Annotated in this window: 17 protein-coding genes and 4 pseudogenes; 18 read left to right on the plus strand and 3 right to left on the minus strand. The window is 73.5% G+C overall.

Annotation, left to right across the window (positions count from 1 at the left end):
• Nucleotides 1-93: 93 nt before the first annotated feature.
• Nucleotides 94-1,380 carry a hypothetical protein gene (locus ENC19_RS28075; RefSeq protein ID WP_164450067.1) on the minus strand — a complete coding sequence of 429 codons (1,287 nt, stop codon included), beginning with the start codon at nt 1,378-1,380 and terminating at the stop codon, nt 94-96.
• Between ENC19_RS28075 and ENC19_RS28080 the strand changes: the two genes are divergently transcribed.
• Nucleotides 1,321-2,220 carry a Replicase polyprotein 1ab gene (locus ENC19_RS28080; RefSeq protein WP_373688870.1) on the plus strand — a complete coding sequence of 300 codons (900 nt, stop codon included), beginning with the start codon at nt 1,321-1,323 and terminating at the stop codon, nt 2,218-2,220. The two genes, ENC19_RS28075 and ENC19_RS28080, sit on opposite strands and share 60 nt — an antisense overlap.
• The gene (locus tag ENC19_RS28085) at nt 2,217-3,227 is read left to right on the plus strand and encodes an HAD-IIA family hydrolase (protein ID WP_166459252.1); all 1,011 of its coding nucleotides are present in this window, start codon (nt 2,217-2,219) and stop codon (nt 3,225-3,227) included. The genes ENC19_RS28080 and ENC19_RS28085 overlap by 4 nt, the downstream gene beginning before the upstream one ends.
• Nucleotides 3,228-3,232: 5 nt before the next feature.
• On the opposite strand, the gene ENC19_RS28090 is transcribed toward ENC19_RS28085, so the two are convergent.
• On the minus strand, nt 3,233-3,571 hold the full coding sequence (locus tag ENC19_RS28090; protein ID WP_164450069.1) for an SCP2 sterol-binding domain-containing protein: 339 nt from the start codon (nt 3,569-3,571) through the stop codon (nt 3,233-3,235).
• 111 nt (nt 3,572-3,682) lie between these two features.
• Here ENC19_RS28090 and ENC19_RS28095 point away from each other — a divergent pair.
• From ENC19_RS28095 to ENC19_RS28155, 14 genes and pseudogenes are all read left to right on the plus strand, one after another.
• Nucleotides 3,683-4,275: pseudogene (locus tag ENC19_RS28095) on the plus strand (phasin family protein).
• Nucleotides 4,276-4,342: 67 nt separating this feature from the next.
• Nucleotides 4,343-4,561: a hypothetical protein gene (locus ENC19_RS28100; RefSeq protein ID WP_164450070.1), complete on the plus strand. Its 219-nt coding sequence runs from the start codon at nt 4,343-4,345 to the stop codon at nt 4,559-4,561.
• A 16-nt stretch (nt 4,562-4,577) separates the two neighbouring features.
• Nucleotides 4,578-5,438: a TlyA family RNA methyltransferase gene (locus tag ENC19_RS28105; protein ID WP_164450071.1), complete on the plus strand. Its 861-nt coding sequence runs from the start codon at nt 4,578-4,580 to the stop codon at nt 5,436-5,438.
• A gap of 273 nt (nt 5,439-5,711) precedes the next feature.
• Complete coding sequence (locus ENC19_RS28110) at nt 5,712-6,596, plus strand: NAD kinase (RefSeq protein ID WP_164450072.1); 885 nt, start codon at nt 5,712-5,714, stop codon at nt 6,594-6,596.
• Between the two features lie 57 nt (nt 6,597-6,653).
• Nucleotides 6,654-8,411, plus strand: a complete 1,758-nt coding sequence (gene recN, locus ENC19_RS28115) for a DNA repair protein RecN (protein ID WP_164450073.1) — start codon at nt 6,654-6,656, stop codon at nt 8,409-8,411.
• A 118-nt stretch (nt 8,412-8,529) separates the two neighbouring features.
• Nucleotides 8,530-9,708: a putative cytokinetic ring protein SteA gene (steA, locus tag ENC19_RS28120; protein ID WP_164450074.1), complete on the plus strand. Its 1,179-nt coding sequence runs from the start codon at nt 8,530-8,532 to the stop codon at nt 9,706-9,708.
• A gap of 27 nt (nt 9,709-9,735) precedes the next feature.
• Nucleotides 9,736-10,677 (plus strand): copper transporter, encoded by a 942-nt coding sequence (locus tag ENC19_RS28125; RefSeq protein WP_164450075.1) that lies wholly within the window; start codon nt 9,736-9,738, stop codon nt 10,675-10,677.
• A gap of 173 nt (nt 10,678-10,850) precedes the next feature.
• Nucleotides 10,851-11,629, plus strand: a pseudogene (locus ENC19_RS30745) (hypothetical protein); the annotation flags it as partial.
• 4 nt (nt 11,630-11,633) lie between these two features.
• Nucleotides 11,634-13,234, plus strand: a pseudogene (gene murJ, locus ENC19_RS28130) (murein biosynthesis integral membrane protein MurJ).
• A gap of 106 nt (nt 13,235-13,340) precedes the next feature.
• Nucleotides 13,341-13,934 (plus strand): glycosyltransferase family 4 protein, encoded by a 594-nt coding sequence (locus ENC19_RS28135; RefSeq protein ID WP_164450076.1) that lies wholly within the window; start codon nt 13,341-13,343, stop codon nt 13,932-13,934.
• Entirely contained in the window at nt 13,931-14,071 is a 141-nt protein-coding gene (locus tag ENC19_RS28140) for a glycosyltransferase family 4 protein (RefSeq protein ID WP_164450077.1), read from the plus strand. Before ENC19_RS28135 ends, ENC19_RS28140 begins: the two co-directional genes overlap by 4 nt.
• 399 nt (nt 14,072-14,470) lie before the next feature.
• A pseudogene (locus ENC19_RS30750) lies at nt 14,471-16,634 on the plus strand (hypothetical protein).
• 135 nt (nt 16,635-16,769) lie between these two features.
• On the plus strand, nt 16,770-18,509 hold the full coding sequence (locus tag ENC19_RS28150; protein ID WP_164450078.1) for a CTP synthase: 1,740 nt from the start codon (nt 16,770-16,772) through the stop codon (nt 18,507-18,509).
• A 70-nt stretch (nt 18,510-18,579) separates the two neighbouring features.
• The gene (locus ENC19_RS28155) at nt 18,580-19,185 is read left to right on the plus strand and encodes an NUDIX domain-containing protein (RefSeq protein ID WP_164450079.1); all 606 of its coding nucleotides are present in this window, start codon (nt 18,580-18,582) and stop codon (nt 19,183-19,185) included.
• 114 nt (nt 19,186-19,299) lie between these two features.
• Here the strand turns inward: ENC19_RS28155 and ENC19_RS28160 are convergent, their stop codons facing one another.
• Nucleotides 19,300-19,566 carry a TM2 domain-containing protein gene (locus tag ENC19_RS28160; RefSeq protein WP_164450080.1) on the minus strand — a complete coding sequence of 89 codons (267 nt, stop codon included), beginning with the start codon at nt 19,564-19,566 and terminating at the stop codon, nt 19,300-19,302.
• A gap of 282 nt (nt 19,567-19,848) precedes the next feature.
• Here ENC19_RS28160 and ald point away from each other — a divergent pair, with 282 nt between their 5' ends.
• Both ald and ENC19_RS28170 read left to right on the plus strand, forming a co-directional pair.
• Nucleotides 19,849-20,964: an alanine dehydrogenase gene (ald, locus tag ENC19_RS28165; protein WP_164450081.1), complete on the plus strand. Its 1,116-nt coding sequence runs from the start codon at nt 19,849-19,851 to the stop codon at nt 20,962-20,964.
• A complete protein-coding gene (locus ENC19_RS28170) occupies nt 20,961-21,962 on the plus strand; it encodes a site-specific tyrosine recombinase XerD (RefSeq protein ID WP_164450126.1) in 1,002 nt (333 codons plus the stop codon). Before ald ends, ENC19_RS28170 begins: the two co-directional genes overlap by 4 nt.
• The last annotated feature ends 53 nt before the right edge of the window (nt 21,963-22,015 follow it).

Here is a 22,015-nt window from a genome sequence, read left to right on the forward strand (position 1 = left end):
CACGTCACAGTCGAGGGCCACCCGGAATCGGGTCGGCCCTCGACTGCGTTGCGTCGTTGATACGGCGTACTCAGGAAGGATGTACCTGTGAGTTCAGCACCTCAGGGCGGGGACCGCCCCCGGGGTTACCAGGGTCGACCGGCGGATCGGGACGGCGGACCTCGCCGCGACGACCGCCCGTCGCGCCAGGACCGGGGAGAGGAGCGAGGTTCTCGCGACGACCGCGGGTACGGCAGCGACCGCTCCCGGTCCGGCGGCTTCCGTCGAGACGGTGACCGCCGTGAGGGCGGCTCCCGGGACAGTGGCCGCTCGGGCGGTGGGTACCGGGGCGACCGCAGTGACCGTGGCTTCCGCGGGCGCGACGGCTCCGGCGACCGGGACCGTGGCACCGGCGGCTTCCGAGGCGGAGAACGTCGCGACTCCGACCGCCGTGAGGGCGGGTTCCGCCGCGACGCCGGCGGCTTCCGTCGAGACGGAGACCGCCGTGAGGGTGGCTTCCGGGGCAACGATCGCGGCGCGGAAGGCGAGCGCCGCGACGGTGGTTTCCGTGGCGGTGAGCGTCGTGAGGGCGGTTTCCGTGGCGGTGAGCGTCGTGAGGGCGGTTTCCGTGGCGGTGAGCGTCGTGAGGGCGGGTTCCGCGATGGTGAGCGTCGTGACGGTGGCTTCCGTGGGGGCGACCGTCGTGAGGGTGGCTTCCGTGGGGGCGACCGTCGTGAGGGTGGCTTCCGTGGCGGTGAGCGTCGTGAGGGCGGTTTCCGTGGCGGCGACCGTCGTGAGGGCGGGTTCCGCGATGGTGACCGTCGTGACGGTGGCTTCCGTGGGGGCGACCGGCGCGAGGGCGGCTTCCGGGGCAGCGATCGTGCTGGCGGCGGCGAGCGTCCCGACGGTGGTTTCCGTGGCGGCGACCGTCGTGAGGGCGGGTTCCGTGGCGGTGACCGTCGTGAGGGCGGTTTCCGTGGCGGTGACCGGCGCGAGGGCGGCTTCCGGGGCGGTGAGCGTCGTGAGGGCGGTTTCCGTGGCGGTGAGCGTCGTGACGGCGGGTTCCGGGGTGAGCGCCGTGAGGGTGGCTTCCAGGACCGGGAGAGTGCTCGCGGAGCGGGTGGCTTCGCCGAGCGCCGCGACGGTGGATTCCGTCGTGGCGCGGATGAGCGTGGCGGCGACCGCCGTGGCGGCGGATTCCGGGACGACCGGGACGGTGAGCGTCGCTTTGGACGGCGTGCGGACGGACCCGGCTCGGCCGAGGAGGGGCGTACGGAGGCGCCGGCGCTGCCTGATGAGATCGTCGCGACCGACCTGGACAAGGACGTCCGCGCCGAGCTGCTGTCGCTGGCGAAGCCGGTCGCGGAGACCGTTGCCCGGCACCTCGTGGCGACCGGGCAACTGATCGACGAGGACCCGGCCGAGGCGCTCGCCCACGCACTTGCCGCTCGACGGCTCGCATCACGGATCGCCGCGGTACGGGAGGCTGTCGGCTTGGCCGCCTACCACGCGGGGGAGTGGCAGTCGGCGATCGCCGAGCTGCGGACGTACCACCGGATGAGCGGTGCGCAGAGCCACCTTGCGGTGATCGCGGACAGCGAGCGGGCACTGGGCCGACCCGAGCGCGCCATCGACCTGTTCCGTGGTGCCGACCAGGAGAAGCTCGATCCGGCCGTCGCCATCGAACTGCTGATCGTCGCTGCCGGCGCCCGTGGCGATCTCGGCCAGCGGGACGCCGCCGTGGCGATGCTCCAGGTTCCCGAGCTGACCACCGACGCCGTGCAGCCGTGGACGGCACGACTGCGGTACGCGTACGCCGACGCTCTGCTGGCCGTGGGACGGCGGACCGAGGCGCGGGAGTGGTTCTCCCGTGCGGCGGAGGTGGACGCCGAGGCGGAGACCGACGCCGCCGAGCGGCTGCTCGAACTCGACGGTGTGGTCATCGAGGGCGACGACGAGGACGAGGTGGCCGAGGAACTGGCTGCTGGTCCGGGTGCCCCTGGCGCGGTGCCGGCCCGTCCGGACGCCGACGCGTCGAGCATGACCGCAGACGGCGACCAGGACGACCTCGGGTCCGACGAGCCGGTGGCCGAGGCGACGGGCGACGCGGACCCCACGGCCCAGAACTCGCCGGCCGACCCGCCGGGCACCGACGATGAGCGGAACGCGGACGCGGAGGCGGCACCCGGGACCTCCCGCGAGGCGGAGGGGACCGAGGAACCGGAGGCACGGCAGCGATGAGCGGGGACCGGCTGGTCGACGGTTACGCCCTGGTCGTCTTCGACTTGGACGGGGTGATCTACCTGATCGACCAGCCGATTCCCGGCGCGGTCGAGACGGTCGCGCGGCTGCACGGTGAGGGCCGCGCGGTCGCGTACGCGACGAACAACGCCTCGCGTCGCGCCGCCGACGTGGCCGACCTGCTCACCGGGATGGGCGTGCCGGCCCGACCGGAGGAGGTCCTCACCAGTGCCGCCGCGGCCGCCCAACTGCTGGGTGAGCGGCTGCCGGCCGGCGCGAAGGTGCTCGTGGTGGGGGCCGAGGCGCTGCGTGCCGAGATCAGCGAGGCCGGCCTCGCCGGTCGCCACCGCCGACGAGGCCCCGGTCGCGGTCATCCAGGGTACGGCCCGCAGGTGGGCTGGGCCGATCTGGCCGAGGCGGCGGTGGCGGTACGGGCCGGCGCGACCTGGGTGGCCACGAACACCGACCGCACCCTGCCCAGCGGGCGTGGCCCGTTGCCCGGCAACGGCGCCCTGGTGGCCGCGCTGGCCACCGCGCTCGGCCGGGACCCGGACGAGATCGTCGGCAAGCCCGCACCCGAGCTGTTCGCCACCGCCGCTCGGCGGGCGGACGGTGGCCGGACGGTGGTCGTGGGTGACCGGCTGGACACCGACATCGAGGGCGCGAACCGGGCCGGCCTGGACAGCCTGCTGGTCCTCACCGGGGTCAGTGACGCCGCCGAGCTGCTCGCCGCGCCCGCCGAGCGACGGCCGACGTACGTCTCGTGGGACCTGACCGGGCTCTTCGACGCCGATGGTGTGGTGCGGGTGCCGGCACCGGACGCCGACCACGGCGGCTGGCAGGTGAGCACCGGAACCGACGAGTGGCGACTGTCCGGGTCGGGGCGTGCACTGGACGCGCTCGCCGCGCTCTGTGCGGCTGCCTGGCGCGGCCACCGGGCCGGCCCGGTCCGGCCGGCGTCGCCGGCGGCGGGGCAGGCGCTGGAGCGACTCGGCCTGGTCTCCTGACCGGCTCAGAGCAGCTTGCGCAGCTTCATCAGGTCGAACGGGTTGGCCTTGATCGACACGCGGCGGTTGGCGACCGCGCGGGTGACGTCGAGGTCACCGCGCACCAGGGCCACCAGATCGTCGCTGGTGGTGCTCATGGCGATCTTCGCCTTCGGGTCGTCGCCGTCGGCGAGCTCCACCAGCCGGCCGCCGGTGATCCGACCGTGGAAGGCGGTCTCGAGGTCGGTGATCCGGCAGGCCAGCGTGCGATCCAGGTCCACGCGATCACGGACGGTCTCCGCGTTGCGTTCGAGCCGGGCGGCCAGATCCTGCAACGCCTGCCGACACTCGTCCACCGTGGCCACCGATCGCCTCCTCGCCACACCACGTCGTCTCCCGGCACCGTACCCCACGGGACGGTTCCGACGGCCCGGTAGCGTGACACGTGCACAGCCGTCGGGCGAAAGGACTCAGGCATGCAGGACGCGTGGCGCGCCTACCTCGAACTGGCCATGGGCCTGACGGAGGCGCCCCGAAAGAAGGCACAGGACGCGGTACGCCGAGCGATGGGATCGACCGGTGCCACGGCCGCACAGCTGCAGACCCTGGCCGAGGAGCTGCGGTCGACCGGCGCGGCCAACCGCGAGGCCCTGACCAAGCTGGTGCGGTTCGAGGTCGAGCGGGCGCTCGGTGTGGTGGGCCTGGCCACCGCCGAGGAGGTCGCCGAGCTGGACCGCCGGGTGCGCGAGCTGGAACGCCAACTCCGGGTTACCGGCGGGGCCCCGCCAGCGGCACCGCGCCCGGCCTCGCGACAACCGCCGGCTCCGCCGACAGCCCCTCCGTGGGCACCCGCCGACCGCCGCCGCGGCCCCACCGACGAAGGCGGTCGCCAGAAGGCGGTCGCGAAGAAGGCGGTCGCCAAGAAAGCGGTGGCCAGAAGGCGGTGGCGAAGAAGACCGTGGGCACGAAGGGAGGCGGAACGGTCGTGCGTACCGCCGATGGTGAGCCGGCGCCGCGACCGGCCAAGGCCGCACCGCCGCGCCCGCCGCGCCCGGACGGTGTCGCGTGACCGGCCGCCCTGTCGGCGACACGGTCCCCGGCCACCGGGCTGGTCCGGCCCCGCGCACGGTGGCGGCATGACCGCGCCCCGACCGGGTCCGACCGGTCCACGCCCCGGCCCACCGCCGCAGCGCTGGACCGGTGAGAACGGGCAGGACGACGCTCATCCGGCCGTCGAGGCCGCCGTGCGGGCGATCGCCAACGCCGCGACGCTGGGCCCGGCCGACCAGATCGCCCAGTACGAGGCCGCGTACCAGACGCTGCGGGAGACGCTGGCCACCATCGACCAGGCCTGAGGAGGCGCGCCCGTCCATGGCACGGCGTAACCGGTTGGACGCCGAACTCGTCCGTCGCGGTCTGGCCCGCTCCCGCGAGCAGGCGGTCGCGCTGGTGGAGGCCGGCCGCGTGCAGCTGCGTGGGGTGCCGGCCCGCAAGGCCGCCGCCATGGTCGATCCGGCCGATCCGCTGCTGGTCAGCGGTGCCGACCCGACCTCGGAGTACGTTTCCCGGGGTGGGCACAAGCTGGCTGGCGCGCTCGCCGCCTTCGCCCCCGCCGGGCTGGTGGTGGCCGGTCGACGCTGCCTCGACGCCGGCGCGTCCACCGGCGGCTTCACCGATGTGCTGCTCCGCGCCGACGCCGCCGAGGTGGTCGCGGTCGACGTCGGTTACGGCCAGCTGGCCTGGTCGCTGCGGAACGACTCCCGGGTGCGGGTTCACGAACGCACGAACGTGCGGACGCTGACTCCCGAGTCGATCGGTGGCCCGGTCGACCTGACCGTCGCCGACCTGTCGTTCATCTCGTTGCGGCTGGTGCTGCCGGCCCTGGCGGCGTGCACCCGCGCCGACGGTGACCTGGCCCTGATGGTCAAACCGCAGTTCGAGGTGGGTCGGGAGCGGGTCGGCGCCGGTGGGGTGGTGCGCGATCCGGAGCTTCGGGCGCAGGCGGTGCTGGACGTCGCCACGGCGGCGGCGACGCTGCGGTTGGGGCTGGCGGACCTGGCGGCCAGCCCGCTGCCCGGGCCGAGCGGCAACGTCGAGTTCTTCGTATGGTTACGCCGGGATGCGCCACCGGCCGACCCGGACCGGGTACGGACCGTGGTGACGGCCGGGCCACGCGGCCCGGTGCCGTCCGGCGACGGGCCGGACGAGGCGACGGAGGAGGTGGCCACGTGAGCGAGCGAAGCGAGCGAACCGTTTGGCGCAGCAGCGTGGCGGCTCGCGTCGCCGGCGCGCGGAGCGGGGCGGCGGCGTGAGCGAGCGAACCGTTTGGCGCAGCAGCGTGGCGGCTCGCGTCGCCGGCGCGCGGAGCGGGCGGCGGCGTGAGCGAGCGAACCGTCTGGCACAGCGGCGTGGCGGCTCGGGCCGCCGGTGCGCGGAGCGGGGCGGCCGCGTGAGCCGGTCCCGGCGAGCCGACCATCGGCGCGGTGTTCCCGGGCAGGGGCCACGGTGACCCGCACCGCCCTGCTGGTGACGCACACCGGCCGACGGCGCAGCACCGAGCATGCCCGTACGGTTGCCGCGGACCTGATCGCCGCCGGATTCGAGGTGCGGGTGGTGGCCGAGGAGGCCGAGGACCTCGACCTGCCGGGCACGGTACCGGTGACCGGGCCGGAGGCGGCCGAGGGAGCCGAGATCGTCTTCGCCCTCGGCGGGGACGGCACGTTCCTGCGCGCCGCGGAACTGGCCCGGCCGGCGAAGGTGCCGCTGCTCGGCATCAACCTCGGCAAGGTCGGGTTCCTCGCCGAGGCGGAGATCGACGATCTCGACGTGGCGGTCCGTGACGTGGTCAGCCGCAACTACAGCGTCGACGAACGACTCACCCTCGACGTGACCGCCGAATTCGACGGCGGGCCGACCATCGAGTCGTGGGCCCTCAACGAGATCAGCGTCGAGAAGGGCGAGCGGGCCCAGATGCTGGAACTGCTGGTGGACGTCGACGGGCGGCCGCTGTCCCGGTACGGCTGCGACGGCGTGGTCTGCGCCACGCCCACCGGTTCCACCGCGTACGCCTTCTCCGGCGGGGGGCCGGTGGTCTGGCCCGAGGTGGAGGCGCTGCTGCTGGTGCCGATCAGCGCGCACGCGTTGTTCAGCCGGCCGCTGGTGACGGCCCCCACCTCCACCATGACGATAACCGTCGACCCGTTCACCACGCTGGCTGTGCTCTGCTGCGACGGGCGGCGGGTCTACGACCTGCCTCCCGGCGCCCGGGTCACGGTGCGGCGGGGCGCCCTGCCGGTACGCGTCGTCCGGCTGCGGGACCGGTCGTTCACCGCGCGTCTGGTGGCCAAGTTCGACCTTCCGGTGCACGGCTGGCGGGGCAACCGTCGCTGACGTCGGCGGCCGCGCCGGCTGGTCAAGTGTCGGGCCACGCGTCTACTGTCGGTTGCTGTGCTGGAGGAGCTACGCATCACCGGACTGGGTGTCATCGAGGACACGACGTTGCCGCTGACCGGCGGCATGAACGTCATCACCGGCGAGACCGGTGCCGGCAAGACGATGGTGGTGACCGGGCTCGGCCTGCTCTTCGGTGGTCGGGCCGACGCCGGCCGGGTACGCGCCGAACCCGGCCGCGCCGTCGTCGAGGGCCGGCTGCGTCTGGGTGGCCGGGTGGCCGAGACGGTGCACGCCCGGATCACCGACGCCGGAGGCGAACCCGACGAGGACGGCTGTCTGCTGCTGAGCCGTACGGTCACGGTGGAGGGTCGGTCCCGGGCCCACCTGGGTGGTCGCGGGATGCCGGTGTCGATGCTCGGCGAGGTCGGTGAGCAGGCGGTCGCGGTCCACGGCCAGTCCGACCAGTTGCGGTTGCTGCGCCCGGCGGAGCAGCGGGCCGCGTTGGACCGGTTCGCCGGCCCCGAGCACGAGAAGCTGCTCGACGCGACGCGGGACGCGTTCACCCGGTGGCGTCGGGTGGTCGACGACCTGGCCGACCGGCGACGCAACGCGCGGGAACGCCACCAGGAGACCGACCTGCTGCGGCTGGGCCTCGACGAGATCACCCGGGTCGATCCGCAGCCGGGTGAGGACGACGAGCTGAAGGCGGAGGCGCAGCGACTGGAGCACGCCGAAGGTCTGCGTACCGCGGCTCAGCTGGCCCACCAGTGCGTGGCCGGCGGGTTGGAGGCCACCGACGACACGCCCGACGCCTCGACGTTGCTCGGCACCGCCCGGCGCACGCTCGAGGCACAGTCCGGCACCGATCCGGCGCTCGGTGAACTGGCCGTGCGCCTGGAGGAGGCGGCCACGCTCGTCGCCGACGTGTCGGTGGAGCTGTCCACGTACCTCGCCGGCCTGGACGCCGACCCGGCCCGGCTGCAGGCCCTCTACGAGCGACGGGCCGCGTTGCGCGCGTTGACCCGCAAGTACGCCGACGACGTCGACGGTGTGATCGCCTGGGCGGAGCGGGCCCGGAGCCGACTGTCCGAGCTGGACAACTCCGACGAGCTGCTCGACGAGCTGGATCGGGAGGCGTCCCGGCTGGCCGGTGAGGTGGCCGAGCTGGCCGGCCGGCTGTCGGTGTCCCGGCAGGAGGCGGCGGCGCGCTTCGCCGAGCAGGTCACCGTCGAGCTGGCCGGGTTGGCGATGCCGCACGCCCGGATCGAGGTGGCGGTGCTGCCCCGACCCGCCGGTCGGGCCGAACCCACGTTGCCGGTCAACGGGGTCGACGTCGGCGTCGGACCCGACGGCGGTGACGAGGTCGAGCTGCGGCTGCTGGCCCACCCCGGCGCGCCGTCCCTGCCCCTGCAACGGGGTGCCTCCGGCGGCGAGCTGTCCCGGGTGATGCTCGCCATCGAGGTGGTCTTCGCCGGATCCGGCGGCCCACCGACCCTGGTCTTCGACGAGGTCGACGCGGGCGTGGGTGGCCAGGCGGCGGTGGAGATCGGCCGCCGGCTGGCCCGGCTGGCCCGCAGCCACCAGGTCCTGGTGGTGACCCACCTGCCGCAGGTCGCCGCCTTCGCCGACCGGCACCTGGTGGTGGCCAAGGACACCGGCGGCGCCGTCACCACCAGCGGGGTCCGGGTGGTGGAGGACACCGAGCGGGCCCGGGAACTCGCCCGGATGCTCGCGGGTTTGCCGGATTCGGATCTGGGTATCGCCCACGCCGAGGAACTCCTGGCCGTGGCGGCCAGGGAACGGCGGTCCTGAGACCGCGATTGTGAGCGGAGGCACACCGGCCTTCGCCCATGTGTGCTTCCCTGGGTAGGCGGCCCTGCTCAGGCATGTCGCGACAGATTCCCCTGCCTCACATGCCAGGATGGTCACGATGCGTCTACCCACGTTGCGCCGGGCCCGGAATGCGGAACCGGGACAGATCCTCGGCACCGCGCGCCTGGACCGCCGCACGAAACGGCTGGTCGGCCGGCTCCGCCCCGGCGACATCGCGGTCCTCGACCACGTCGACCTGGACCGGGTCGCCGCCGACTCGCTCGTCGCGGTCGGTGTCGGCGCGGTGCTGAACGCCAAGCCGTCGGTCTCCGGCCGTTACCCCAACCTCGGGCCGGAGGTGCTGATCTCGGCGGGCATCCCGCTGCTCGACGACCTCGGTGAGGGCGTCTTCGAGCGGATCCGTGAGGGTGACACGGTGCGCATCGAGGGCAACACCGTCTACCTGGACGACGATCCGGTGGCACACGGCAGCCTCCAGGACGCCGAGAGCGTGGCCAAGGCGATGACCGACGCCCGGGAGGGCCTGTCGGTGCAATTGGAGGCGTTCGCCGCCAACACGATGGACTACCTCAAGCAGGAGCGCGACCTGCTGCTCGACGGTGTCGGCGTGCCCGAGATCGCCACCGAGGTGCAGGGCCGGCACTGTCTGATCGTGGTCCGGGGCTACGACTACAAGGCCGACCTGGACGTGCTGCGCCCGTACATCCGGGAGTTCAAGCCGGTGCTGATTGGCGTCGACGGGGGCGCCGACGCTCTGGTCGAGGCGGGCTACACGCCCGATATGATCATCGGCGACATGGATTCGGTCACCGACGACGTGCTGCGCTGCGGCGCCGAGGTGATCGTGCACGCGTACCCGGACGGGCGGGCGCCGGGACTGCCCCGCGTCAACGGCCTCGGCGTGCCGGCGGTGACCTTCCCCGCCGCCGCCACCAGCGAGGATCTCGCCATGCTGCTGGCCGACGAGAAGGGCGCCTCGTTGATCGTCGCGGTGGGTACCCACGCCACGCTCGTCGAGTTCCTCGACAAGGGGCGCGGCGGCATGGCGTCGACGTTCCTCACCCGGCTCAAGGTCGGTGGCAAGCTGGTCGACGCCAAGGGCGTCAGCCGGCTGTACCGGCAGAGCATCTCGGGGTCGTCCCTGCTGCTGCTGGTCCTGTCGGCGCTGGCCGCCATGGCGTCGGCGGTGGCCGTCTCCACCGTCGGCAAGGCGTACCTGGGCGTGGTCTCCGAGTGGTGGGACAATTTCGTGTTCCAGCTCGGCCAGCTCTTCTAGCTCCCGACCGATCAAGAGGCTTCAAGCGTGATCAACTTCCGGTACCACGTGGTGTCCCTGACCGCGGTCTTCCTCGCCCTGGCGATCGGCCTGGTGGTGGGTACCGCCGCGCTCAACGGTCCGGTCGCGGACTCGCTCCGGGAGACCGTCAACGAACTGCGCAAGGACAACCAGCAGATGCGCCAGGCGGTCCAGAACATGCAACGGGAACTGGAGCTGGAGGAGGAGTTCGCCGCCGAGATGGCCCAGGTGATGCTGCCGGGCACGCTCAGCGGCAAGCGGGTGCTGGTGCTCAGCCTGCCCACCGGTCGCGAGCACACCGAGGGGGTGCTCAACATGCTCCAGCTCGCCGGCGCCGACGTCACCGGGCGGGTCGACCTGCAGGACAAGTTCATCAACCCGGAGAACAACAACGACCTGCTCGAACTGGCGGTCACCGCGGCCCGGCCGACCGACGCGCCGACCGCGGGGCTACCCGGCAACGGCCACGGCGTCGAGACCTCCAGCGCCCTGCTGGCCACCGTGCTGCTGGACCAGCCGGCCGGCGCCGAGCCGGTCACCGAGGCCGACCGGCGGGCGGTGCTGGCCGCATACGGCAACGCCAACTACCTGACCACCGGCGAGCGGATCACCGCACCGGCGGAGGCCGTCGTGGTGGTCAGCGGGCAGCCGTACGTGGACAAGGACTCCGCCAAGAAGGACGAGTCCGTGGTCAAGATCGCCGAGCAGTTCGACCGGACCGGGGCGATCGTGGTGGCCGGCAACGGCTCGGCCGGCGGGAACCTGGTGGCCTTCGTCCGGGGCGACGCGGTGCTCGCCCAGACCATCTCGACCATCGACAACGCCAACACCGTTCAGGGGCAGCTGGTCACCACCCTGGCGCTGGTGCAGCAGCTCGCCGACCGTAAGGCCGGTCACTTCGGCGTCGGTGACAGCGCTGCCTCGCTGGTGCCTAGACTGCCCCAGTGAACCCTTCTCGCCCTCCGCACGGGCCGACGTGTCGGGTGGGTCGCCGGAGGGCGCCCGCGCCGAGCGGGGTGGGCTGACGAGGGGTTCAGTGGTCTGACGGGGCACCAGGTGTCCGATCCGACGATCTCCGCCGGCCGGCGGGAGGGGATGGCGTGAGTGAGCGGGACGGTGACGTGACGGTCTTCGGTCGACTCCTGGTGGCCGGGGCCGGGGCGGTCGCCGCCCGGTACGCGCTCCGCGTCATCCGTACCGCACCGCCCGCGCCGGCCCTGGAACGGACCAACTTCCGGGGACGCACGATCTCTGGCTCGGCGGACCGGCCTCTCGCGTTGGGGGCCCGGGCGCTGGTGGCGAGTGCTGGCTGGGCGGCCACCCTGGTCGCCGGGCTCGGCGTCGGGTGCCGTGGGCTCTACGACGACATCGTCGGTGCCGCCCGAGCAGAAGGCGGCCAAGGGTTTCGCTGGGCAATCTGGCCGCGTTGCGGTAGGCCGGGTCACCGCCGGCCTCGTCAAGATCGTCGGAGTGGGTGGCCCGGGCGGCGGTCCTGCCGCCGCCGATCGCGACGTGGCGGGGCATCCCCGTCGGCGCCGACAGGGCGCGGTGGGGCAGCGTCGACGTAGCTGCTCGGCGCCGGGGTGGTGTTTCGGCACGGCGCCTGGTCAACCTGCTCGACCTGCGCCCGACGGGCGCTGGAAGTCGGGTCTGTTGCTCGGTGCCCCGCTGAGCGCGGCCGCCACGGCGGGATCGCCTCGGGCGCGGCCGGTGCCGCCGTCAGCCGTTTCGCCGACTCGCCGAGGACGTGATGCTCGGCGACAGCGGTGCGAACGCCCTCGGCGCGCGGTGCTGGCGCTGGCCGGCCCGGTCGGCCGGGCTGTCCTCGCCGGGCTCACCGCCGCCAGCGAGAAGGTGCTTCACGAAGGTCATTAACCTCGACGTTGGCCGACGCGCTGACCGACGTGACCAGACCGGCCCCCCTCGCCGGCGCCGGCCGGGTGGCCGGAGCGGCGGCCCTCATCGCCGCACTCACCGTGCTCAGCAGGCTGGCCGGGTTCGGGCGTACCGCCGTGTTCACCTGGGTGGTGCAGGACAGCGACCTGGGTGCGATGTACCTGCTCGCGAACACCATCCCGAACATCATCTTCGAGATCGTCGCGGGTGGGGCGTTGGCCAGCCTGGTCGTACCGCTGCTCGCCGGAGCGGTCGCGGCGGGGGACCGGCGGACGGTCGCGGCCACCACCGGCGCGCTGCTCACCTGGACGGTGACGCTGCTCGTGCCGCTCGCGGCGCTGGTGGCCCTGGGGCGCCGGCCCGATCATCGACGCGCTCGGCGACGGCCGGTCGCCGGAGGAGCTGGCGGCCGCCGCCCGGATGCTGCGGGTCTTCGCGCCGCAACTGCCGCTGTACGGCGTCGGCATCGTGCTCACCGGCGTGCTCCAGGCGCACCGCCGGTTCGCCTGGCCGGTGATCGCCCCACTGTTGTCCAGCCTCACGGTGGTCGTCGTCTACCTGGTCTTCGCCGGAGTCGCCGGTACCGGAGCCAGCGTGGCGCAGGCGGGCCGTGGCGGTGAGTTGGTCCTGTCGGTGGGCACCACCCTCGGCGTCGTGGTGCTGTCGCTGTCGCTGCTGGTCCCGCTGCGTCGGCTGCGACTGACGCTGCGCCCCGGGTACGCGTTGCCTCCCGACGCCCGGGCCCGGGTGCGCGGGCTGGCGGTGGCCGGCGTGGTGACGGTCACCGCCCAGCAGGTCGCGCTGGCGGTGATCCTCTATCGGCTCTCCAGCGGTCGGACCGAGGCGTTCCAGGTGTTCAACCTGGCGCAGACGTTCTACCTGCTGCCCTGGGCGGTGCTGGCGGTGCCGCTGGCCACCGCCGCGTACCCGGCCCTGGCCACGGCGGCGGGCGCGGACGAGCGTTGTCGGCGACGTTGGTGCGGGTGCTGCTGTGCAGCTTCCCTGGTGCCGCGGCGCTGGTCGGCGCGGCCGGTCCGATCGGCCGGTTCGCTCGACAGCGATCGTGACCGCCGCCGCGATTGCCGGTTATGCGCCGGGGGCTGCTCGGTACGGGTTGTTCGCGGTGTTGTCGCGCGCGTTGTACGCCCTGAGGTGCGACGCGGGCGGCGACCGTCACCATCACCGCTGGCTGGGCTGGCGGTGCCGCTGGTGTTGCTTCCACTGTCGGCGCTGCTCCCGGTGGCCGATCGCGCTGGCGGTGCCAATCCCGGCGGGAATGCTGCTCGGCGCGCTGTTGCTGGTCGCGGTCGCCCGGCGGCGCGGAGGTGCCTTCGCCGGTGCCGGTCGGCCGCCGGTGCCGGTCTGCTGGCCGAGTGGTACGGCCGCCGTCGTGGCGGTGGCGACGCTGTGGCTGCTGAACGCCGGGGGCGACCCCCGGCGGTGGACGGCACTGATGCAGGGCATGCTGTCCGGAGTCCTGGTCGCTGTCGTGTTCCTCGCCGTGGTGTGGCTGGTCGACCGGCAGGACCTGCGGCCACTGCTGACCGGCCTGGGTCGACGCCTACGCCGGGCCCGGCCAGCCGACCGGAAGGAGGAGGCGTCCCGGTGAGCGCGAGGAGTGAGCTTGCGAGCCCCGCAGTCGCGAACGGAGTCGGTCCGGTGAGCGCGAGGAGTGAGCTTGCGAGCCCCGCAGTCGCGAACGAAGGGTCGGTCCGGTGAGTGCGTCGAACGGGTCGGCGGCCGTCGCGGGTGGGCCGGGGACGGTGGTGCTGCTGTTGGCGTCCAGCACCGGCGGGGTCGGCCAGCATGTCCGGTCGGTGGCACGGGGGTTGGTCGCGGCCGGGCGGCCGGTGCTGGTCTGCGGGCCGGCGGCGACCCAGGACCAGTTCGACTTCGTGTTGCCGGTGCCCGGTTTCGGCCGGTGGAGATCCCGGAGAGTCCCACGCCGGCTGACGGCCGCGGTCGGCACGCTGCGCCGGCTGCTCGCCGCCGAGCAGGCCGACGTGGTGCACGCGCACGGGTTGCGCGCCGGGCTGGTGGCGGTGTTGGCCCGGCCGGTTGCCCGCTCGTGGTCACCTGGCACAACGCGGTGCTGGCCGGCGGGGTACGCGGTGCCGTGGCTGGTGGAGCGGATCGTGCGGGGTGCCCGGCACTCGGTGCCTCCGCCGACCTGGTGGCGCGGGTCGTCGCGTTGGGCGCTCCGGGATGCCCGGCTCGCCCGGTCGCCGCTCCGGAACCGCCTGCGCCGCGTCGTCGCCGGGCCGCCGTGCGGGCCGGAGTTCGCCGTCGCCGCTGACCAGCGCCGTTGATCCTGTCGGTCGGCCGGTTGCATCCGCAGAAGCGGTACGACGTGCTGGTGGACGCCGCCGCCCGCTGGCGTGAGCGCACCGCCGCCGGTGGTCGGGATCGCCGGCAATACCTACCTGCCGCTGGCCGCGCGGACTAGCGCTGCCCGGCGCCGGTTACCCTGCTGGGGCACCGCACCGTGTTGATCTGCCGCCGGTGCCGACCTCGCGGTGGTCACCAGCGACTGGGAGGCCCGGTCAACTGTCTGCGCAGGAGGCGTTGCGGGCCGGCGTACTGGTGGCGACTCGCGGTGGGTGGGTTGCCGGAACTGTCGGCGACGCGGCGGTGCTGTGTCCTGGCGATGCGGACGCGGTCGACGCGGCGGTGCGGGGCCTGCTCGACGAGGCGGGCTGCGCCGAGCTGCGCGGCGCGGCGCGGAGCGGGCGTCGACCTGGCCGACCGAGACGCAGACCTCGCCCAGCTGCTGGCGCTCTACGCCAGCGCCCGCCCGGCCGGGCCGGCGACGCCGGGCGCCGACACCGTCGACGGGACGCCGGTGATGCTGCGCCGTATCGCGCCGATCCTGCTCACTGTGCTGGTGGTGGCGCTCGGGGTCACCGCGCTGGCCGTCCGCCCGCAGACTCCACCGTCTCGACCGAGCGCCGACTACGTGGTCCTCGTCGGGGTGGCCGGGCTGCGCTGGGACGACGTGGACCCGGAGCGTACGCCGACGCTGTGGCGGCTGGCCCGGGAAGGCTCGATCGGGTCGCTGTCGGTGCGTTCGGCGCACCGCCCCACCTGTCCCGTGGACGGCTGGTTGACCCTCGGCGCGGGCAGCTTCGCCGCCTGGCCCGGCAACCGGGCCGGGGACGGGCAGTGTGCGCCCGTCGACGTGACGGTGGAGCAGCCGGACGGCATCGGTGCGAACCTGCCGGACCAGGAGAGCGTCGTCCTGCACAACCAGGAGCGGCTGCCGTGGGGCACGGTGCCCGGTGCGCTGTCGGAGTCGGTGCGGTGTTCGGTGGCGGTCGGACCGGGCGCGGCGGTGGCCGCCGCCCGTCCGTTCGGCCGGGTCGACCGGTACGCGCCGACGCTGCCCGAGGAACCGGCCGGACTGCTCGGTTCCTGTGTGCTCAGCATCGTCGACCCGGCACGGTGGCGGGCGACGATCCGGCGGTGCGGGGCGGCGGCACCCAGTCCGCCGACGCCGAACTGGCCCGGGTGCTGGCCGGTCGACCGCCACGTTCGGCACGTCGCCGGGGTCTCTGACACCGAGCGGCCGTCCCGGCTGGACGTTTCCACGGTCCCGGCTGGGAGGAGGGCTGGCTGACCTCGCCCACGGACCGGTGGGGTTACCTGCAACTGATCGACCTGGCCCTGACCGCTGGTTGCCCTGGGCCGCTCGGATGCCGGACCGGCCCTTCCTCGGCCGGCCCCGTCATCGGTCGGTGACCACAGATCTGTCCGCCGCGATCGCCGAGCCGGCCGACGCGGACGAGGCCGCCCAGCGGGAGGTGGCGGGTTCTTCGTCCTGCTGGCCGTCGTTCAGGTGGCGCTCGCGGTGGCGGTGCTGCTGCTGCTGCGGCGGGCCCGCCGGCACGCCGGACCGTACGGACCGAACCGGTGCCGCGTGCGGTGGTGGCGACGGTGGTATTGGTCGCCGCCGCACTCGCGATACCGGCGGCGCTGGTCGCCGAGGCCGCCCGTGGTGGCGGTTCGCCCAGATCCGGCTGCCCGTTCGCCGGGCTGACCGCCGTGCTGCTGGCGGACGCTGCTGGTGCGGCTCGCCCCCGGCTACCGCAGCGCTGGCCCGCTCGGCGCGGTGGCCGGGCTGGATCACGTTGGCCGTCGGCCTGGACGTCACCGGTGCCCGGTTGCAGCTCAACGGGGTGGTGGCCATCATGTTGGAGGGTGGCCGCCATGCCGGCCTGGGCACCGCCTGGCGTTCGTCGCCGCTGCCCAGCGCCGGCTGGTCGCCCAGCGGGTACGCCGTGGCTGGCGACCGACCGTCATGGTGATCGTGGTGGGGCCGCCGTGGTGGTCGTCGGCAGCCCGTACCTGGGCGCCGACTCGATCGGCGCGATCGCCGGACCGCCGGAGTGGGCGTGGCGGCGGCGGTCAGCGCGGGTGGCTGGCTGGACGCTGACCTGGGCGACCATGGTCGGGCTGACCCTGACGGTCGGGTTCGCGGTGGTGGATCTGGGCCGGCTCCGGAGCGGGGCAGCCTGCCGGTTCCTGGCCGCGCTCGGCGACGGCACCGGCGGCTGGACCGTAACGGTCCAGCGCCGCCAGCTTCGACGCTCGTCAACAGCCCGCTGACGGTGCTGGCGCTGGCGGGGCGCTGCTGGTCTGGTTCGCGCTGCTGCAACCCTGGGGCGGCTCATGCGGCTGTTCGGCATCTACCCGGCGATCCGGGCGATGCGCACCGCGGTGGCGGCGGTGATCGGCGGTCTGCTGGTGCCGCGGCGCTGGACGTGGCGGGGCCGCGGCGGGCCGTGGTGGTGCCGATGGCGGCAATCGTCGGCTGGGTGCTCGACCACTCGGCGGACCGGACCAGGCCGGGGATGGACCGCCCGGCTGACGGCGGGCCGTCCGGTGGCGCTCCGGGCCCGTCCGGTGGCGATTCGGACGGTGGCGGTTCGGACGGTGGCGTTACGGGCGGTGGCGATCCGGACGGTGGCGGTTCGGGCGGGCGGTCGTCGGCCGAGGTCGCGACCGGGTGACTCGGCGACGGTACCGGGTGCGCCACCGGAGGGCCGTTGGGGAGGTGTTACCGTGGAATCCCGTGGATCGCGTGATCACTTCGCTGATCGGCTCGGCGGTCTGCACGACCGCGACGGACGACACGGGAGCAGGCCTTGGCCCCTTCAGCACGGACGACCAGGCACATATTCGTCACCGGAGGCGTCGCCTCCTCGCTGGGTAAAGGGCTCACCGCCTCCAGCCTCGGCAACCTGCTGACCGCGCGCGGACTGCGCGTGGTGATGCAGAAGCTCGACCCGTACCTCAACGTCGACCCGGGCACGATGAACCCGTTCCAGCACGGTGAGGTCTTCGTGACCGAGGACGGTGCCGAGACGGATCTCGACGTCGGCCACTACGAGCGTTTCCTGGACCGGGCGCTGTCCGGCAAGGCCAACGTCACCACCGGCCAGATCTACTCCGAGGTGATCGCCAAGGAACGGCGCGGTGAGTACCTGGGCGACACGGTCCAGGTGATCCCGCACATCACCAACGAGATCAAGTCCCGGATCCTGGCCATGGCCGACCCGGACGACGACGGCCGTACCCCGGACGTGGTGATCACCGAGGTCGGCGGCACGGTCGGTGACATCGAGTCGCTGCCGTTCCTGGAGGCGATCCGCCAGGTCCGCCACGACCTGGGCCGGGACAACTGCTTCTACCTGCACGTATCGCTGGTGCCCTACCTCGCCCCCTCCGGCGAGCTGAAGACGAAGCCCACCCAGCACTCGGTGGCCCAGCTGCGCAGCATCGGTATCCAGCCCGACGCCATCGTCTGCCGTTCCGACCGGGACATTCCGGAGAAGCTCCAGCACAAGCTCTCCCTCTACTGCGACGTCGACGCCGAGGCGGTGATCGCCGCGCCGGACGCGCCCAGCATCTACGACATCCCGAAGGTGCTGCACCGGGAGGGCCTCGACGCGTACGTGGTGCGCCGGCTGAACCTCTCCTTCCGGGACGTGGACTGGGAAGGCTGGGACGACCTGCTGGAGCGGGTGCACCAGCCCCGGCACACCATCACCGTCGCGCTGGTCGGCAAGTACGTCGACCTGCCCGACGCGTACCTGTCGGTCAGCGAGGCGATCCGGGCGGCCGGCTTCGGCCACCGGGCCCGGGTGCAGCTGCGCTGGGTGCCCAGCGACGACTGCGTCACCCCGACCGGCGCGGCGGCGGCCCTGGCCGGGGTGGACGGCATCGTCATCCCCGGTGGGTTCGGCGTCCGGGGCATCGAAGGCAAGATCGGCACCGCCCGGTACGCCCGGGAGAACGGCATTCCGCTGCTCGGGCTCTGCCTGGGCCTGCAGTGCATGACCATCGAGGTGGCCCGGCACCTGGCCGGCCTGGACGGGGCCAACTCCCTGGAGTTCGACGCCGAGGCGGTGCACCCGGTCATCGCCACCATGGCCGACCAGCAGGACATCGTCGCCGGCAAGGGCGACCTGGGCGGCACGATGCGGCTGGGCGCCTACCCGGCGACGCTCACCGAGGGGTCGATCGTCGCCGAGGCGTACGGCAGTACCCAGGTCAGCGAGCGGCACCGGCACCGGTACGAGGTGAACAACGCCTACCGCGACCAGCTCGTCAAGGCCGGGCTGCACATCTCGGGCACCTCGCCGGACGGTCGGCTGGTCGAGTTCGTCGAGCTGGACCGGGACCTGCACCCGTTCTTCGTGGCCACCCAGGCGCATCCGGAACTCAAGAGCCGCCCCACCCGACCGCACCCGCTGTTCGCCGCCTTCGTCCACGCCGCGGTGACGTACTCGCACGCCGACCAGCTCCCGGTCGATCTGGACGGGGCCACCGCCGAGCGGGCCACCCGCAACGGCGCCGCCACGAAGGCGGCCTCGGCCTCGTGAGCGGACGGTCCGCAGGAATCGAAGGGGCGATGAGGGCCGAGGCCGGCGCCGGTGACCCGGTGGTGGGCCGATGAGCGCCGTCGAGCACCGTTACGAGGTGCGCTCGCGGGAGCTGCGCTACCGCGGCCGGATCTTCGAGGTGGTCACCGAGGAGGTCACCATGCCCGGCGGTGGCACCGCGGCACGTGACCTCGTGCGACACGTCGGCGCGGTGGCGGTGGTGGCACTGGACGACGCCGGTCAGGTGGTGTTGATCCGGCAGTACCGCCAGCCGGTCGGCCGGCGCTTGTGGGAGTTGCCGGCCGGGCTGACCGACGTCTCCGGGGAGGACCCGGCGGTGACGGCGACGCGGGAGCTGGCCGAGGAGGTCGACCTCACCGCCGGCCGGCTCGACGTGCTCGTCGACGTGCACAGTTCGCCCGGGTTCACCGACGAGCTGGTCCGGGTCTTCCTGGCCCGGGAGCTCGGCGAGGTGCCCGCCGAACAGCGACACGACCGGCACGACGAGGAGGCCGACCTGCAGATCGTCCGGATCGACCTGGACGAGGCGGTCGGCATGGTGCTGGCCGGTGAGATCAGCAACGGACCGTGCGTGGCCGGGCTGCTCGCCGCCGCCCGAGCCCGCGACGCCGGCTGGTCGGGATTGCGCCGGGCGGACGCCCCGCTGCCCCGCTGACCCGGCGCGGTGTGTGCCAGGGCACGAGGTGGGCCGGATCTCGTCAGGCTCGTGGCAACGGTGTGGGGGGGCCGGGCGGTGCACCGCCCGGCCCCCCACACGTGGTTTCGTGGATCAGTCGCGCAGCGGCCGGCCCTGGGCGTCGACGCCGCCGTTCACCAGGATCAGGATGCCGTCGACCAGGCCCCAGATGCTGCCGATGCCGCAGGTCACCAAGGTGACGATCAGCTGAATGACGCCGGTCTTGGTGTCGCCCATGTAGAACCGGCCGACGCCGAAGCCGCCCAGCACGATCTGCAGGACGCCCGCGACGACCTTGCTCTTGTCGGAAACGCCCTGGGGTACCCGGGCGGAATGGGAGGAGTAGTCATGGAGCGACACAATAGTGATCCACTAACGCGCTGTCCGCACCGGTGCGCACCAGATGGGACGATGGTGCCGAACACCGTCCGCACGGCTGATGTGACATCCACCGCCGGCCCGGGTACTCACACCTGACACATCGTCAACGGCCACAGCGAGCAGGTGTCACAGTGCAGGCTCCGCTGACCTGCGGTCCCGCCTAGACTGCCGCCGGCGGGACCGGTCGACCGGGGCGGCAATGGGGCCGCCACGGCGCCGCGCAGTCGGGGTGAACGTGCCCCGAAGAGAGGTGTCAGCATCGTGAAGGTCGGCATCCCACGCGAGGTCAAGAACCACGAGTACCGGGTGGCGATCACGCCGGCCGGCGTCAACGAGTTCACCCGCGGCGGTCACCAGGTCTTCGTCGAGGCCGGCGCCGGGCTCGGGTCGAGCATCACCGACGAGGAGTTCGCCGCCGCCGGTGCCAAGATCCTGGAGAGCGCCGACGAGGTCTGGGCGGCCGCCGAGCTGGTGCTGAAGGTCAAGGAGCCGGTCGCCGAGGAGTACCACCGGATGCGCGCGGGACAGGTGCTCTTCACCTACCTGCACCTGGCCGCCTCCCGGGACTGCACCGAGGCGCTGCTCGACCGGAAAATCACCGGCATCGCCTACGAGACCGTGGAACTGCCGGACCGGTCGCTGCCGCTGCTCGCCCCGATGTCCGAGGTGGCCGGACGGCTCGCCCCGCAGGTCGGCGCGTTCCACCTGATGCGTACCGGCGGTGGCCGGGGGGTGCTGCCCGGTGGCGTCTCCGGCGTGTACGCGGCCAAGACCGTGGTCATCGGCGCCGGCGTGTCCGGCATGAACGCCGCCGCGATCGCCCTGGGGCTGCAGTCGGAGGTGCTGCTGCTGGACAAGAACGTCGGCCGGCTGCGCCAGGCCGACGCCATCTACCGGGGCCACCTGCAGACCGTCGCCTCCAACGCGTACGAGATCGAGCGGGCGGTGCTGGACGCGGACCTGGTGATCGGGGCGGTGCTGGTGCCCGGCGCGAAGGCGCCGAAACTGATCTCCAACGAGCTGGTCTCCCGGATGAAGCCGGGCAGCGTGCTCGTCGACATCGCCATCGACCAGGGCGGCTGCTTCGAGGACTCGCGACCCACCACCCACGCCGACCCGGTCTACCGGGTGCACGAATCGATCTTCTACTGCGTGGCGAACATGCCCGGTGCGGTGCCGAACACCAGCACCTACGCGCTGACGAACGTCACCCTCCCGTACGCCCTCGAACTGGCCAACCACGGCTGGCGCGAGGCCGCCCGCCGCGACCCGGCGCTGGCGCTGGGTCTGAACACCCACGACGGACAGGTGGTCTACGGTCCGGTCGCCGAGGCGCACGGCCTGCCCACCCTGCCGTTGACCGAGGTGCTGGCCTGACCGGCGAGCGGCCGACCCCGGACGGGGCCGGTGGGGGCGAGCAGCCCGCGCCGGCCCTGCGCCGTGCCGTCCGCGGCTACCTCGACCACCTCACCGTCGAACGTGGACTTGCCGCGAACACGCTCGCCTCGTACCGCCGGGATCTGGACCGCTACCTCGGCTCGCTGGCCGCCGCCGGGGTGACCGACCTGTCGGCCGTCTCCGCCGAGGAGATCGAACGTCACCTGGCCCGGCTGCGTGCCAGTGCCGACGGACACCCGCCCCTCGCGGTCTCCTCGGCGGCCCGCGCCGCCAGCGCGGTTCGCGGACTGCACCGGTTCGCGCTACGCGAGGGCCTGACCGGCGCCGACCCGAGCCGCGACGTACGGCCTCCCGCCGCATCCCGCCGGCTGCCCCGGGCGCTACCGCTCGACGACGTGGTCGCGCTGCTGGAGACCGCCGGACCGGTCGACGCGGCCGGGGACACCGCGCCGCTGGCGCTGCGCGACCGGGCGCTGCTGGAGTTCCTGTACGGCACCGGGGCGCGGATCTCCGAGGCCGTGGGCGCCGCGGTGGACGATGTGGACCTCGACGACGGGGTGACCGTGCTGCGCGGCAAGGGCGGCCGGACCCGTCTCGTGCCGATCGGCGGATACGCGCTGCGGGCCCTCGGTGCGTACCTGGTGCGTGCCCGACCGGGGTTGGCCGCCGCCGGCCGGGGCACCCCGGCGATCTTCCTCAACGCCCGGGGTGGGCCGCTCACCCGGCAGGGTGCCTGGGGCATCCTGCGCCGCGCCGCGCAGCGGGCGGGACTGACCGTCGACGGCCCCCGGGCCGTGTCGCCGCACACGTTGCGCCACTCGTACGCCACCCACCTGCTCGACGGTGGGGCCGACGTGCGGGTGGTGCAGGAACTGCTCGGTCACGCCTCGGTCACCACCACCCAGGTCTACACCCTGGTGACCGTCGAACGGCTGCGTGAGGTCTACGCCACCGCCCATCCCCGCGCGCTGCACTGACCGCCGCCGCCCCGCCATGGGTCGACGGTGCGGTGGCAGTCCACCGCTCCCGC

The sequence above is a fragment of the Verrucosispora sioxanthis genome (genome assembly GCF_010560025.1).
In the GTDB taxonomy this organism is placed as follows: Bacteria; Actinomycetota; Actinomycetes; order Mycobacteriales; family Micromonosporaceae; genus Micromonospora; species Micromonospora palythoicola.